The sequence below is a fragment of the Rathayibacter sp. AY1B4 genome (genome assembly GCF_002932815.1).
Lineage (GTDB): Bacteria > Actinomycetota > Actinomycetes > Actinomycetales > Microbacteriaceae > Rathayibacter.
The window spans coordinates 187,920-201,955 of the sequence record NZ_PSWN01000001.1; the positions used below are offsets into that span (position 1 = coordinate 187,920).

A 14,036-nucleotide genomic window follows, 5' to 3' on the forward strand; every position below is an offset into this window, starting at 1 on the left:
GGGGCCCGGCGTCCCGCCCCGGTCCGAGCCTCCGTCAGCGCCTCCGCGCGGAGCAGGGGACCGGCGGGCGACCCGACTCCGCGCAGACCGACGGACTTGAGGACTGGGCATGGCTGAATACATCTACTCGATGGTGCGCGCGCGGAAGGCGGTCGGCGACAAGCTGATCCTGGACGACGTCACCATGTCGTTCCTGCCGGGAGCGAAGATCGGCGTGGTCGGGCCCAACGGCGCCGGCAAGTCGACGATCCTGAAGATCATGGCGGGGCTCGACACGCCGAGCAACGGCGAGGCGCGGCTCAGCCCGGGCTACACCGTCGGCATCCTGATGCAGGAGCCCGAGCTCGACGAGACCAAGACGGTGCTCGAGAACGTCCAGGAGGGCGTGGGCGAGATCAAGGGCAAGATCGACCGCTTCAACGAGATCTCCCTCGCGATGGCCGACCCGGACGCCGACTTCGACAGTCTCCTCGCCGAGATGGGGACCCTGCAGGAGGCGATCGACGCCGCCGACGCCTGGGACCTGGACTCGCAGCTGGAGCAGGCGATGGACGCGCTGCGCACCCCGCCGGGCGACTCCCTCGTCACCAACCTCTCGGGTGGCGAGAAGCGCCGCGTGGCGCTCACCAAGCTCCTCCTGCAGAAGCCCGACCTGCTGCTGCTCGACGAGCCCACCAACCACCTCGACGCCGAGAGCGTGCTCTGGCTCGAGCAGTTCCTCTCGAAGTACCCCGGCGCCGTGCTCGCCGTCACCCACGACCGGTACTTCCTCGACAACGTCGCGGAGTGGATCGCCGAGGTCGATCGCGGACACCTCTACCCCTACGAGGGCAACTACTCGACGTACCTCGAGAAGAAGAGCGCCCGCCTGGAGGTCCAGGGCAAGAAGGACGCCAAGCTCGCCAAGCGGCTCACCACCGAGCTCGACTGGGTGCGCAGCAACGCCAAGGGCCGTCAGGCCAAGTCGAAGGCGCGCCTGGCGCGCTACGAGGAGATGGCGGCCGAGGCCGAGAAGACGCGCGTGCTCGACTTCGAGGAGATCGTCATCCCGGTGGGCCCCCGTCTGGGCTCCCAGGTCATCGACGCGAAGAAGCTGCACAAGCAGTTCGGCGAGCGCGTCCTCATCGACGACCTCAGCTTCACGCTGCCCCGCAACGGCATCGTCGGCGTCATCGGCCCGAACGGCGTCGGCAAGACCACGCTCTTCAAGACGATCGTCGGCTTCGAGCCGCTCGACTCGGGCGACCTGAAGATCGGCGAGACGGTCGACATCTCCTACGTCGACCAGAGCCGCGGCGGCATCGACCCGCAGAAGAATCTGTGGGAGGTCGTCTCCGACGGGCACGACTACATCACCGTCGGGAAGACCGAGATCCCCTCCCGCGCCTACGTCTCGCAGTTCGGCTTCAAGGGCCCGGACCAGCAGAAGAAGGCCGGCGTCCTCTCCGGTGGCGAGCGGAACCGCCTCAACCTCGCGCTGACGCTCAAGCAGGGCGGCAACCTGCTCCTGCTCGACGAGCCCACCAACGACCTGGACGTCGAGACCCTGGGCAGCCTCGAGAACGCGCTCCTCGAGTTCCCGGGCTGTGCCGTGGTGATCACGCACGACCGGTGGTTCCTCGACCGCATCGCGACCCACATCCTCGCCTACGAGGGCACCGAGGAGGATCCGGCCAACTGGTACTGGTTCGAGGGCAACTTCGAGGCGTACGAGGAGAACAAGATCGAGCGCCTCGGCCCGGACGCGGCGAAGCCGCACCGCTCCGCGTACCGCAAGCTCACCCGCGACTGATGCGCCTGCACGTCGCCATCCCGCTGCGCTGGTCGGACTTCGACGCCTACGCGCACGTGAACAACGCCGAGATGCTGCGCCTGCTCGAGGAGGCGCGCATCCAGGCGTTCTGGAAGCCGGACTCGCCGCAGCCCGGCGGGATGGCGACGGCGGTGCTCGACGCACGGCCGGGCGCCGAGTCGATCAGCCTCATCGCCCGGCAGGAGATCGAGTACCTCGCGCCGATCCCGTACATGCGCGCGCCGATCGACGTGGAGCTGTGGATCGGGCGGATCGGCGGGGCGAGCCTCGAGGTCTGCTACGAGCTCTACTCGCCCGCCGGCGTCGTCCCGCGGGTGCTCTTCACGAAGGCGGCCACCACTCTGGTGCTGGTCACCGCCGCGACGGGCAGGCCCCAGCGCATTCCGGAGGAGCTCCGCGAGGCGTGGGGCCCCTACGTCGAGGAGCCCATCACCTTCTCGAAGCGGGGCTGAGCTCAGCCCAGGGGGACGCGGACCATGCCCTCCTGGGCGACGCTCGCCACGAGCACGCCCTCCTGCGTGTAGATGCGCCCGAGCGAGAGGCCGCGTCCGCCGGACGCGCTCGGCGCCTCCTGCACGTAGAGGAGCCACTGGTCCACGCGCGCGGGGCGGTGCCACCACATCGCGTGGTCGAGGCTCGCGATCCGCAGGCCGGGCGTCGTCCAGGCCGCACCGTGCCGGCGGAGCGTGGATTCGAGGATCGTGTAGTCGCTCGCGTAGGCGAGGGCGGCGCGGTGCAGCATCGGATCGTCCGGCAGCGGTCCGAGCGAGCGCATCCACACGCTCTGGTGCGCGACCCGCTCGGGGTCGGCCCGGAGGTACACCGGCTGCTCGACGTGCCGCACGTCGAAGGGGCGCTGCGTGGCCCAGAAGCTGCCGACCGGGTGGTCGACCCCCGCGAGGATCTCGGCGGTGCTCGGCAGCGACTCCGGGTCGGGGATCCCCTCCGGCATCGGCGCCTGGTGGTCGAGGCCCTCGTCCTCGGTCTGGAACGAGGCGATCATCGAGAGGATGGGGCGTCCGTTCTGGTAGGCCTGCGTCCGCCGCGTGCAGAAGGAGCGGCCGTCGTGGATCCGGTCGACCGAGAACGTGATCGGCAGGGAGACGTCCCCGGGGCGGAGGAAGTACCCGTGCATCGAGTGCACGGAGCGCCCCTCGACGGTGCGACCGGCCGCGATGAGCGACTGCGCGAGGACCTGGCCGCCGAAGACCCGCCCCTCGGGCATCCACTGCGAGGGACCCGTCGAGATGTCCTCGCTGGTGCGGGCGCCGGTGTCCGTCAGGTCGAGCGCGGTGAGGAACGAGGACAGGGGATCGGGCACGGTACCTCCGGGGTGTCGGGCGGTGGGGCGAGCGGCCTCGGGTAAGTTTATCGACGCGATGATTTCGTCCTTCTCCCTGGCGGATCCGCCCAGCCTGTCGGATCTGCGCGTCTTCCTCGGCCGTTCGGCCCGGGTCGAGGACGGTGCGGTCCGGCTCCTCGCCGACGACCACGTGCTGGCCGCCTACACGCCGATCCTCCAGCCCCGCGGTCTGCTCGACCGCTCCGCGACCGTGCTGGGCCTGCGCGTCTTCGCGCTCGACGAGCCCGCCGGCTTCGACCGGGTCGTGCCGATCCGTGCGCTGTCGGACCGCCTCGCCCGCCTGCAGTGGGAGCCGGGCGGAGCGGACGGCAAGCCGGTCGTCCTGCCCGACGGCGACGACGCGACGGCGGGGCCCTGGGCGGGCGTCTCCCCGCCCCGCGGCGGCTGGACCCGGCGCGAGCCCGTGGACCCGGGCTTCCTGGAGCGCGTCGCGCGCGAGGGGATCGACGAGATCGCGGCGGCCGTCGGCTCCGAGACGGGCGAGCAGATCGTCGGCCGCGTGCGGTCGAGCGTCTGGGGCCGCCCGCTCGACGGCCTCGAGGACGTCCCGGCGGGAGCGGCGTTCGCCCTCTTCGCGCTCGGGTTCCTCGGCGCCGACGACCCGGTCGCCCTGCTCGAGAGCGGCGCCTGGCGCCGCCTCACCTCACGGCGCGGACACGTGCTGGTCCGCACCCCGGGCTGAGCGGCTACTCCTCGAAGGTGTTCACCATCGCGTGGGCGGCGCGCTCCAGGTAGTCCCAGAGCAGGGCGTCGTCGGCCGGAGCGAGCCCGAGATCGTCGACGGCCGTCCGCATGTGCTGGAGCCAGTGGTCGCGGGCCTCGGGGTTGATCCGGAACGGCTGGTGCCGCATCCGCAGGCGCGGGTGGCCGCGCTCCTCGCTGTAGGTGCCCGGGCCGCCCCAGTACTGCTCGAGGAAGCCGGTCAGCCGCTGGATCGCGCCCTCGAGGTCGTGCTCGGGGTACATCGGCCAGAGGACCTCGTCCTCGCGGACGCCCTCGTAGAAGCGGCGGACCAGGCGCTCGAACGTCGGCCGGCCGCCGATGTGCTCCCAGAAGCTGCGCAGCGGAGGCGTGCCGCCGATCTGCAGGCCGCTCACGAGCGCGCTCCCGTCGGGCCGGAGGTGCCGCCGCCGTCCTGGGGCGGCGTCCCGCTCCCGCGCCGCAGCGCGCGGGGGAGCCGCACGGGCTTGCCGTGCTCGGTGCTGATCGTGGGGGAGGGCGTGGTCCGCTGCGGTTTGGCGCCTCCGACGCTCGTCGCCCCCTCGAAGCCCTCGAGGACGACGGTGGCCAGCGAGGGGAGCTTCACGTCGAGCGCGTCGAGCGACTTCTTCAGGCGCAGGCGCAGCTCGCGGGCGACGTCGTCCTTGGCGGTGGTGCGGGTCTTGACCACGACCCGGATGACCAGGGCGTCGTCGGCGATGGACTCCAGGCCCCAGAGCTCGGGCTTGTCGATGATCCGGGCCCGCCAGCGGCTGCTCGCCGCCAGCTCGTTCGCGGTCGCGAGGACCGTGGACTGCACCTGCTCGAGGTCCGTCTCATAGGGCACGGCCAGGTCGACGATGACGCGCGACCAGCCCTGCGACATGTTCCCGACCCGGACGATCTCGCCGTTGCGGACGAACCAGAGGGTGCCGTTGACGTCGCGGATCTGCGTCACGCGGACGCCGACCGACTCGACCACGCCCGTCGCCTGCCCGGTGTCGACGACATCGCCGACCCCGAGCTGGTCCTCCGCGACCATGAACAGCCCGTTCAGGACGTCCTTGACGATGTTCTGCGCGCCGAAGCCGAGGCCCGCGCCGAGGGCGGCCGTCAGCAGGGCGAAGGAGCCGATGAGGTCCTTGTCGATCGTCGTCACGATCATGACCAGGGCGATGACGACGATCAGGATCGAGCTCAGGTTGTTGAGAATCGACCCGAGCGTGCGCGTGCGCTGCACCACCCGCACGGCCGCGAGCGGCGACGCGGCGATCGACTGGGTGTCCTCGACGCGCTGGCGGCGCTTCACTCCCGACACGATCTGGTCGACGACGCGGCCGATCACGAAGTGGGCGATGACGCGCACCAGCAGCGCGCCCAGCACGATCCCGAGGATCGCGACCACCTTCCAGAAGGGCTCGGACTCGAAGAAGGAGACGGTGGCGGCGACAGGGTCCGGGGTGGAGGTCTGAAGAAGCAGCATGACCGCTCCAGGCTACGGGACGCCTCCCTCCGAGACGGGTGCACGAGCCCCGAGCGCGTATAGATTCGAGGCGGGTCCGCTCGGACCCGGACACCGCCCTGGGAAGGACGCCCGATGCTCCACTCCACCCGGACTCCCGCCGAGAAGCGCCGCCTCTTCCGCGAGCGCCTCGCCTCGGGCGAGCTGCTGCAGCTGCCCGGCGCGTTCACTCCGCTCTCCGCGCGCCTCATCGAGGCGAAGGGCTTCGACGGGATCTACGTCTCGGGCGCCGTGCTCTCGGCCGAGCTGGGGCTGCCGGACATCGGGCTCACCACGCTCAGCGAGGTGGCCGGCCGCTCGCAGCAGATCGCGCGCCTGACCGACCTGCCCGTCCTCGTCGACGCGGACACCGGCTTCGGCGAGCCGCTGAACGTCGCTCGCACGGTGCAGATGCTCGAGGACGCCGGAGTCGCGGGGCTGCACATCGAGGACCAGGTGAACCCCAAGCGCTGCGGGCACCTCGACGGCAAGGCGGTCGTCGACGAGGCGACCTCGGTGCGGAGGATCGCGGCGGCAGTCGACGCGCGCCGCGACTCCGATCTGGTGATCATGGCCCGCACCGACATCCGCGCCCTCGACGGCCTGCCGGCCGCGATCGACCGCGCCAAGCGCCTCGTCGACGCCGGAGCAGACGCGGTGTTCCCCGAGGCGATGCGCGACCTGTCCGAGTTCGAGGCCGTGCGCGCCGCGATCGACGTGCCGATCCTCGCCAACATGACCGAGTTCGGCAAGAGCGAGCTGTTCACCGCGCAGCAGCTCGCCGACGTCGGCGTGAACGTCGTGATCCACCCGGTCTCGCTGCTCCGGATCGCGATGGGCGCCGCGATGCGGGCACTCGACGCCCTCAAGGCGGAGGGCTCGCTCCGCTCGGAGGTCCCGGCCATGCAGACGCGCGCCGAGCTCTACGAGCTCCTCGACTACGCCTCGTACAGCCGCTTCGACGAGGGCGTTTTCGACTTCTCGCTCGCCGACCACTACGGCGCCTGAGCGCGCCGACCCGCACGAACCGGCGGCGCTCCCCGGCGCCGCCGCCCGCCTCTCGCGAAGGAGCGAAGGATGAGCACGACCGATCAGGACATCCGCAAGGGACTCGTGGGGGTCGTCGTCGACACGACGGCCGTCTCGAAGGTCGACCCGGCGTCGAACTCGCTGCTCTACCGCGGCTACCCCGTGCAGGAGCTCGCGGCGGGGACCTCGTTCGAGGACGTGGCCTGGCTGCTCTGGCACGGCGAGCTCCCCACTCCGGAGGAGGCGGCCGGGCTGGCCGCAGTGGAGCGGGCCCACCGCGCCCTGGCCCCCGAGGTGCGCACCGTGATCGACCTGCTGCCGCTGTCGGCGCACCCGATGGACGTGGTGCGGACGGCGGTGAGCGTCCTGGGCGCGCTCGAGGAGGATCCGGACGCCGACGCTCCCGAGGCCGTGCTGGAGCGCTCCGTGCGGCTCTGGGCGGCACTGCCGGCGATCGTCGCCTACGCTCAGCGCCGCCTGCGCGGCCTCGAGCCGATCGATCCGCGCGACGACCTCGACTACTCCGAGAACTTCCTCTGGACGACCTTCGGCGAGGTGCCGGAGCCGGTCGTCGTCGACGCGTTCCGCGTCTCGCTGGTGCTCTACGCCGAGCACTCCTTCAACGCCTCGACCTTCACGGCCCGCGTCGTGACGTCGACGCTGTCGGACGTCCACTCCGCCGTGACCGCCGCCGTGGGAGCGCTCAAGGGACCGCTCCACGGCGGGGCGAACGAGGCCGTACTGCACGTGCTCGACGAGGTCGGCACCGGACCGGAGGCGGACCGGCGGTCCCGCGAGTGGCTCGCCGAGGCTCTCGGACAGCGCCGGAAGGTCATGGGGTTCGGCCACCGGGTCTACAAGTCGGGCGACTCGCGGGTGCCGACCATGGACGCCGCTCTCCGGCGGCTCGCCGAGCACGAGGGGGCCGGCGAGATGATGGAGCTGTACGACGCTCTGGCCGCGGCGATGGCCGAGCGGACGGGCATCCTGCCGAACCTCGACTACCCGTCCGGCCCCGCCTACCGGCTGATGGGCTTCGACACCGGGATCTTCACTCCGCTGTTCGTCGCCGCGCGGGTGGTGGGCTGGACGGCCCACGTGATCGAGCAGCGGGGCTCGAACGCGCTCATCCGGCCGCTGTCCGCCTATGACGGGCCGGAGCGCCGCTCGGTCCCGCAGCGCTAGGCGCCGGGAGCGGGGAGAGCCACCCGGTCCCGCAGCGCCGAGCGCCGGGGGACCGGGCGGCTCACTGTCAGCCCCGGGTGTCGCGCTCCTGGGCGCGGAGCGCACGCTCCACGCCGGCCAGGTTCTCGATCACGAGTCGGCGCAGCGCCGGGACCTCCGGGTTCGCGTCGAGCCAGGCGCGGGTGGCGTCGACGATCTCCTGCGAGGGCGTGGCGGCCGGGTAGAAGCCGACGACCAGGTACTCGGCGATCTTGTAGCTCTTCGACTCCCAGAGGGTGCGGAGGGCGTCGAAGTAGACCGAGACCATCGCGTCGAGCAGGCGCGGGTCGGCGGCGCGCTGGAAGCCCAGGCCCGTCGAGCGGACGATCGTGTTCGGTGCCGAGTCGTCGGCCGTGACGGAGTCCCACGCCGCGCGCTTCGCCTCCGCGGTCGGCAGTGCGGCACGGGCGTGCGCGGCCGACTGCTGGCCGGTCGCCGTGTTGTCCGAGGCGAGCGCCGCGTCGATGTCGTCCGCACCGGCCCGCCCGCCGGCGACGAGAGCGATCAGCAGCTCCCAGCCGAGGTCGGTGTCGATGTCGAGGCCGCCGAGGGCGGTGGAGCCGTCGAGCAGCGCCTGCACGGCCTCGAGGTGCGCCGGGGTGGACGCGATCGCGGCGAAGAACTTCACGAACTGGAACTGCGCGTCGCTGCCCGGCTCGGCGCTCTGCGCGAGCGTCCACAGCTGATCGCCCGCCTCCTCGACGACCTCGGCCCGGTACTCCGGAGCGACGTACTGGGTGGCGGTGGCGACGAGCTGGTTGAGCACCGTCCGCAGGGTCGTGGACTCGGTCTCGGTCGCGACGTTGCCCAGGACGAGGCGGACGAAGTCGCGCGGCGCCGACTCGGCGTCGCGGGTCGAGTCCCAGACCGAGCCCCAGACCAGCGAGCGGGCCAGGGGGCTGTCGATGCTCGCGAGGTGCTCGACGGCCACGGCGAGCGAGGCGTCGTCGAGGCGGACCTTCGCGTAGGCGAGGTCGTCGTCGTTGAGCAGCACGAGCGCCGGACGGGTGCGGCCGATCAGCTCGGGCACCTCGGTGCGCTCCCCGTCGACGTCCAGCTCGAGGCGGTCGACGCGGACGAGGCGCTCGCCCTCGAAGTCGTACAGGCCGATCGCCAGGCGGTGCGGGCGGATCGTCGGGTACTCCTCGACCGCGGTCTGCAGGATCGCGAAGGACGCGATCGCTCCGCTCTCGTCGACCGCGATCTCGGGGCGGAGCGTGTTCACGCCGGCCGTCTCGAGCCACTGCGCCGACCACTCGGTGAGGTCGCGCCCGCTGGTGGCCTCCAGCTCGACCAGCAGGTCGCGCAGCTCCGTGTTCGAGAAGGCGTGCTTGACGAAGTACTCGTGGACGCCGGCGAGGAACTCCTTCTCGCCGACCCACGCGACGAGCTGCTTGAGCACCGAGGCGCCCTTGGCGTAGGTGATGCCGTCGAAGTTGACCTGGACGTCCTCGAGGTCGTTGATGGTCGCGACGATCGGGTGGGTCGAGGGCAGCTGGTCCTGGCGGTAGGCCCAGCTCTTCTCCATCGCGGCGAAGGTGGTCCACGCCTCGGTCCACTCCGTCGCCTCCGCGGTGGCGAGGGTGGAGGCGTACTCGGCGAACGACTCGTTGAGCCAGAGATCGTTCCACCACTTCATCGTGACCAGGTCGCCGAACCACATGTGGGCGAGCTCGTGGAGGATCGTGACGACCCGGCGCTCCTTGATCGCGTCCGTCACCTTGGAGCGGAACACGTAGGTCTCGGTGAAGGTCACCGCTCCCGCGTTCTCCATCGCGCCGGCGTTGAACTCGGGGACGAACAGCTGGTCGTACTTCGCGAACGGGTACGGGACGCCGAACTTCTCCTCGTAGAAGGCGAAGCCCTGCTTCGTCTTCTCGAACACGTAGTCGGCGTCGAGGAACGGCGCGAGCGAGGCTCGCGCGAAGACCCCCAGCGGGATGGTGCGGCCGTCGGAGGAGACGAGCGAGTCGGTCTCGACCACGTAGGGTCCGGCGACGAGGGCCGTGATGTAGGAGGAGATGCGCGGGGTGGGCTCGAAGCTCCAGGTCGCGATCCCCTCGCCCGCCGGGACCGGCTCGGGAGCGGGCTGGTTCGACACGACCTGCCACTGCGCGGGCGCGGTGACTGTGAAGCGGAACTCGGCCTTGAGGTCCGGCTGCTCGAACACCGCGAAGACGCGGCGGGAGTCGGGCACCTCGAACTGCGAGTACAGGTACACCTCGCCGTCGACGGGGTCGACGAAGCGGTGCAGGCCCTCGCCCGTGTTGGTGTAGAGCATGTCGGCGACGACGGTGAGCTCGTTGTCCGCGGCCAGGGAGTCGAGGCGGATCCGGACGCCGTCGGCGACGTCGGCGGGGTCGAGCTCCACGCCGTTGAGGGTGACGGAGTGGACCGTGCCCGTGACGGCGTCGATGAAGCTCGAGGCGCCCTCGGTGGCGGAGAAGCGCACCGTGGTCGTGCTGAGGAAGGTCTCGGCTCCCCGGGTCAGGTCGAGGGCGATGTCGTAGTCGTGGATCCGGATCAGCGAGGCGCGCTCCTGCGCCTCGCTCCGGGTGAGGTTGTCTCCTGGCACGGGGGTGCTCCATCCGTTCGTCTCGGGCGCTGCCGCGGGCGCCGGGGTGCGGGCGCCGCCGATCCACCCTAGAGCTGCCGGGACCGGCCGTGGAGCCCCGCGGCGCCGATCCTGCGGAGCCGCCGGGGACCGCGGACGCGGCCCCGGCGAGCGGCGTAGCGTGTCCCCATGACCTCTGTGGACTTCTGGTTCGACCCCTCCTGCCCGTGGGCCTGGATGACCTCGCGATTCGTGGACGAGGTGACCCCCGCGCGCGACCTCGACGTGCAGTGGCACATCATGAGCCTCGCCGTCCTCAACGAGGACAAGGACGTGGACGACTCGTACCGCGCCTTCCTCCCGCGCGCGCTGCGCTACACGCGCCTGGTCGCCGCCGTCGCCGAGCGCGAGGGCCGCGAGCACGTGAAGCCGCTCTACGACGCGCTCGGCACCCGGATCCACCCGGGCGGACGCACCGACGTCGACGCGGTGATCGCCGAGTCGCTCGCCGAGCTCGGCCTGCCCGCGGAGCTCGCCGCCCACGCCGACTCGGACGAGTACGACGAGCCGATGCGCGCCTCCCACTTCGACGGGATCGAGCGGGTCGGCCAGGACGTCGGCACCCCGGTCATCGCGATCGGCGACGTCGCTTTCTTCGGCCCCGTCATCTCGCCGATCCCGAGGGGCGAGCAGGCGCTGACCCTCTGGGACGGCATCGTCGCCGCCGCCTCCTTCGACGGCTTCTTCGAGCTCAAGCGCTCGCGGACCCGCGACCCGCAGTTCGACTGAGCCGACCCGCGGTACTCTGGCTCCCGGCCCGGGCACCGCGGGCCCCAGACGGCTCTTCCGGAGGACTTCTCTTGCGCATCCACATCGCCACGGACCACGCAGGGCTGGACTTCAGCCGTCACCTGATCGAGCACCTCGGCGCCGCCGGTCACGACGTGATCGATCACGGCCCCACGTCCTACGACCCGCTGGACGACTACCCGTCCTTCTGCATCAATGCCGCCGCCGCGGTCGTCCGCGATCAGGAGGCGGGGGTCGAGGCCCTCGGCGTCGTCTTCGGCGGCTCGGGCAACGGCGAGCAGATCGCGGCGAACAAGGTCGCGGGCGTGCGCGCGGCGCTCGTGTGGAACCTGAGCACCGCCGTTCTGGCCCGCCAGCACAACGACGCGAACGTCATCTCGATCGGGGCCCGCCAGCACTCCGTCGAGGAGGCCACCGGCTTCATCGACGCGTTCGTCGCCGAGCCCTTCACCTTCGAGGAGCGGCACGTGCGCCGCATCGCGCAGCTCGCCGAGTACGAGGCCACCGGCGACATCGCCGGCCGGGTCGTCGACTCTGCCGCGAAGGAGCGCTGAGTGCCCGAGGGGCACTCCGTCCACCGGATCGCCCTGCAGTTCGAGCGCGACGTCGTCGGGCACCGCGTCGCGACCAGCAGCCCCCAGGGCCGCTTCACCGAGGGAGCCGCGCTCCTCGACGGGCGCGAGGTCCTCGAGTCCACGGCCGTCGGCAAGCACCTGCTGCTGCGCTTCGAGGGCGACCTGACGCTGCACGTCCACCTCGGCCTCTACGGCGCGTGGGACTTCCTCGGGCACGTCTCGCCGCTGTTCCCGGACGGGAAGGCCGGCAGCAGCATCGGCGCTCCCCGGCGCCGCCGCGCCGTGCGCCTCTCCGAGACGGAGCACGAGACCGACTCCGATCTCGACGAGTTCCCGCCGCCGCCCGTGGGCGCGGTGCGCGTGCGCATCATGACGGACGAGACCGTCGCCGACCTGCGCGGCCCCACCGCCTGCGAGGTGATGGACCCCGCCCAGGTGGAGGCCCTCCTCGCCCGCCTCGGTCCGGATCCGGCCGACGACGACTCCGACGAGGCGCGCGACCGCTTCGTGAACCGGCTCCGCAGGACGGCGACGCCGGTCGGGCTGGTGCTGATGGACCAGTCCGTGGTCAGCGGCATCGGCAACATCTACCGCGCGGAGCTGCTCTACCGCGCCGGCCTCGACCCGCACACTCCCGGCAAGCAGGTGCCGCTGGAGCTCGCACAGGAGCTGTGGCGGGACTGGGCGGACCTGCTCGAGGACGGCATCCGGACCGGGATGATGATCACGCGCCGCGGCCTGACGAAGACCGAGCGCTCGAAAGCCGTCCGCAGCCGCGCCGAGCGCAACTACGTCTACAAGCGCGAGGGTCTGCCCTGCCGCGTCTGCGGCACGAACGTGCTGCTCGAGGAGATCGGCGCGCGCAAGCTCTACTGGTGCCCGGTGTGCCAGTCGTGAGCGCCGGTGGAGAGACGCCGGCCCGGTCCCGCGCCCGCCGAGCCGTCCGCCCCGCGCTCCGCGAGGCCGCCCGATGACCGGCGGTCTCCTGCTCCGGGGCGCCCGCCTCCTCGGCTCGTCCCGACCCGGTGCCGTGCTCCTGCGCGACGGCCGCGTGGAAGCGGTCGGACCGGACGCCGCCGCCGCCCCGGGCGACGAGGTGCGCGACCTCGACGGGCGCTGGGTGCTCCCCGGCCTCTGGGACGAGCACGTCCACTTCTCCCAGTGGGCGATGACGGCCCCGCGCCTGGATGTCTCGTCGGCGGACTCGGCCCGCGGAACGGCGGACGCGGTCCGACGTCGCCTGGCGGAGGAGCCCGGTACCGGCACGCTGATCGGCTTCGGCTTCCGCGACGGCCTCTGGCCGGAGCCGCCCACGACCGCGCTCCTGGACGAGGTCTCTCCGGAACGGCCCGTCGTGCTGATCAGCGGCGACCTGCACTGCGCCTGGCTGAACTCCGCCGCGTACCGGCGCTACGCCGTCGCTCCCGAGCCCGAGCTGCTGCGCGAGGACGCCTGCTTCGAGCTCGTCACCGCACTCGGCGCCCTCGGCGACGACGAGCTCGACGCGCTCGCCGACGCGGCGGCCCGGCGGGCTGCGGCCCGCGGGGTGGTCGGCGTCGTCGACCTCGAGATGCGCTGGAACGCGGGGGACTGGCCCCGTCGCGTCGACGGCGGAACCCGCTCCCTCCGCGTCGACACCGGCGTCTACCGCGACCACCTCGAACGCGCCCTCGCGGAGGGACTGCGCACGGGCGACGAGCTCGACGGCGGTGACGGCCTGCTGCGGATGGGCCCGCTGAAGGTCCTGATCGACGGCTCCCTCAACACGAGGACCGCCTACTGCGCCCACCCGTACGCCGACCACGACGGCTACGGCGTCCTCACCGTGGAGCCCGCCGAGCTGGACGAGCTGCTCGCCCGCGCGGCCGCCGGGGGCATCCGCTCCACCGTGCACGCGATCGGAGACGCCGCGGCGACGCTGGCTCTGGACGCGCTCGGCCGGGTCGGCGGGGGCCGGATCGAGCACGCTCAGCTACTCGCGGAGACCGACCTTCCGCGGTTCGCCGCGCTCGGCGTGGAGGCCGGAGTGCAGCCCGCGCACGCGCTCGACGACCGCGAGGTGGCGGAGCGGTACTGGCCGGGACGCACCGGCCGGGCGTTCCCGCTGCGCTCGCTGCTCGACTCCGGGGCCCGCGTGGTGCTCGGCTCGGACGCTCCGGTCGCTCCGCTCGACCCGTGGGTCGCGATCTCGGCCGCGGTCGCGCGGGCGCTGCCCGGCGACGAGCCCTGGCATCCGGAGCAGCGGGTGAGCGTCGAGGAGGCGATCGTCGCCTCGACCCGGGTGCGCCGGCTCACGCCCGCGGCCGGCGATCCCGCCGATCTGGTGGTGGTCGACCGCGATCCGCTCGCCGCCGACGCGGGAGCCCTCCGATCCATGCCGGTCGCCGCGACCCTCCTGGCGGGCCGCTTCACGCACGGCGGCTGACCCGCGCCCGTCGCGACTCCGGCTGCTCCGGATCGCGCGGACG

13 protein-coding genes are annotated in these 14,036 nt (G+C 72.1%); 9 read left to right on the forward strand and 4 right to left on the reverse strand.

All coding sequences use genetic code 11. The features are described 5' to 3' along the window. Positions 1–109 precede the first annotated feature (109 nt). Both ettA and C5D66_RS00940 read left to right on the forward strand, forming a co-directional pair. The gene (gene ettA, locus C5D66_RS00935; RefSeq protein ID WP_104223708.1) at positions 110–1,792 is read left to right on the forward strand and encodes an energy-dependent translational throttle protein EttA; all 1,683 of its coding nucleotides are present in this window, start codon (positions 110–112) and stop codon (positions 1,790–1,792) included. Continuing rightward, a complete protein-coding gene (locus C5D66_RS00940) occupies positions 1,792–2,265 on the forward strand; it encodes a thioesterase family protein (protein ID WP_104223707.1) in 474 nt (157 codons plus the stop codon). Before ettA ends, C5D66_RS00940 begins: the two co-directional genes overlap by 1 nt. Positions 2,266–2,267: 2 nt before the next feature. Here C5D66_RS00940 and C5D66_RS00945 read toward each other — a convergent pair whose 3' ends face one another. Then, positions 2,268–3,134, reverse strand: a complete 867-nt coding sequence (locus C5D66_RS00945; protein ID WP_244230637.1) for an acyl-CoA thioesterase II — start codon at positions 3,132–3,134, stop codon at positions 2,268–2,270. A 58-nt stretch (positions 3,135–3,192) separates the two neighbouring features. Here C5D66_RS00945 and C5D66_RS00950 point away from each other — a divergent pair, with 58 nt between their 5' ends. Further along, on the forward strand, positions 3,193–3,858 hold the full coding sequence (locus tag C5D66_RS00950; protein ID WP_104254931.1) for a hypothetical protein: 666 nt from the start codon (positions 3,193–3,195) through the stop codon (positions 3,856–3,858). A 4-nt stretch (positions 3,859–3,862) separates the two neighbouring features. Here C5D66_RS00950 and C5D66_RS00955 read toward each other — a convergent pair whose 3' ends face one another. Together C5D66_RS00955 and C5D66_RS00960 are read right to left on the reverse strand one after the other, a co-directional pair. Continuing rightward, the gene (locus C5D66_RS00955) at positions 3,863–4,273 is read right to left on the reverse strand and encodes a globin (protein WP_308471149.1); all 411 of its coding nucleotides are present in this window, start codon (positions 4,271–4,273) and stop codon (positions 3,863–3,865) included. Next, the gene (locus C5D66_RS00960; protein WP_104254930.1) at positions 4,270–5,358 is read right to left on the reverse strand and encodes a mechanosensitive ion channel family protein; all 1,089 of its coding nucleotides are present in this window, start codon (positions 5,356–5,358) and stop codon (positions 4,270–4,272) included. Before C5D66_RS00960 ends, C5D66_RS00955 begins: the two co-directional genes overlap by 4 nt. A 114-nt stretch (positions 5,359–5,472) precedes the next feature. Between C5D66_RS00960 and prpB the strand changes: the two genes are divergently transcribed. Together prpB and C5D66_RS00970 are read left to right on the forward strand one after the other, a co-directional pair. Next, a complete protein-coding gene (prpB, locus tag C5D66_RS00965; protein ID WP_104254929.1) occupies positions 5,473–6,384 on the forward strand; it encodes a methylisocitrate lyase in 912 nt (303 codons plus the stop codon). A gap of 69 nt (positions 6,385–6,453) precedes the next feature. Next, entirely contained in the window at positions 6,454–7,590 is a 1,137-nt protein-coding gene (locus C5D66_RS00970; RefSeq protein WP_104254928.1) for a bifunctional 2-methylcitrate synthase/citrate synthase, read from the forward strand. 67 nt (positions 7,591–7,657) lie between these two features. Here the strand turns inward: C5D66_RS00970 and pepN are convergent, their stop codons facing one another. After that, positions 7,658–10,204, reverse strand: a complete 2,547-nt coding sequence (gene pepN, locus C5D66_RS00975) for an aminopeptidase N (RefSeq protein ID WP_104254927.1) — start codon at positions 10,202–10,204, stop codon at positions 7,658–7,660. 168 nt (positions 10,205–10,372) lie between these two features. Here pepN and C5D66_RS00980 point away from each other — a divergent pair, with 168 nt between their 5' ends. The 4 genes from C5D66_RS00980 to C5D66_RS00995 all read left to right on the forward strand — a co-directional run bounded on the left by C5D66_RS00980 (position 10,373) and on the right by C5D66_RS00995 (position 13,993). Then, the gene (locus tag C5D66_RS00980; protein ID WP_104223701.1) at positions 10,373–10,972 is read left to right on the forward strand and encodes a DsbA family protein; all 600 of its coding nucleotides are present in this window, start codon (positions 10,373–10,375) and stop codon (positions 10,970–10,972) included. A 71-nt stretch (positions 10,973–11,043) separates the two neighbouring features. Further along, entirely contained in the window at positions 11,044–11,547 is a 504-nt protein-coding gene (locus C5D66_RS00985) for a ribose-5-phosphate isomerase (protein WP_104223700.1), read from the forward strand. Beyond that, positions 11,548–12,465, forward strand: a complete 918-nt coding sequence (locus tag C5D66_RS00990) for an Fpg/Nei family DNA glycosylase (protein ID WP_104254926.1) — start codon at positions 11,548–11,550, stop codon at positions 12,463–12,465. A 73-nt stretch (positions 12,466–12,538) separates the two neighbouring features. Further along, positions 12,539–13,993 carry an amidohydrolase gene (locus tag C5D66_RS00995; RefSeq protein ID WP_104254925.1) on the forward strand — a complete coding sequence of 485 codons (1,455 nt, stop codon included), beginning with the start codon at positions 12,539–12,541 and terminating at the stop codon, positions 13,991–13,993. The last annotated feature ends 43 nt before the right edge of the window (positions 13,994–14,036 follow it).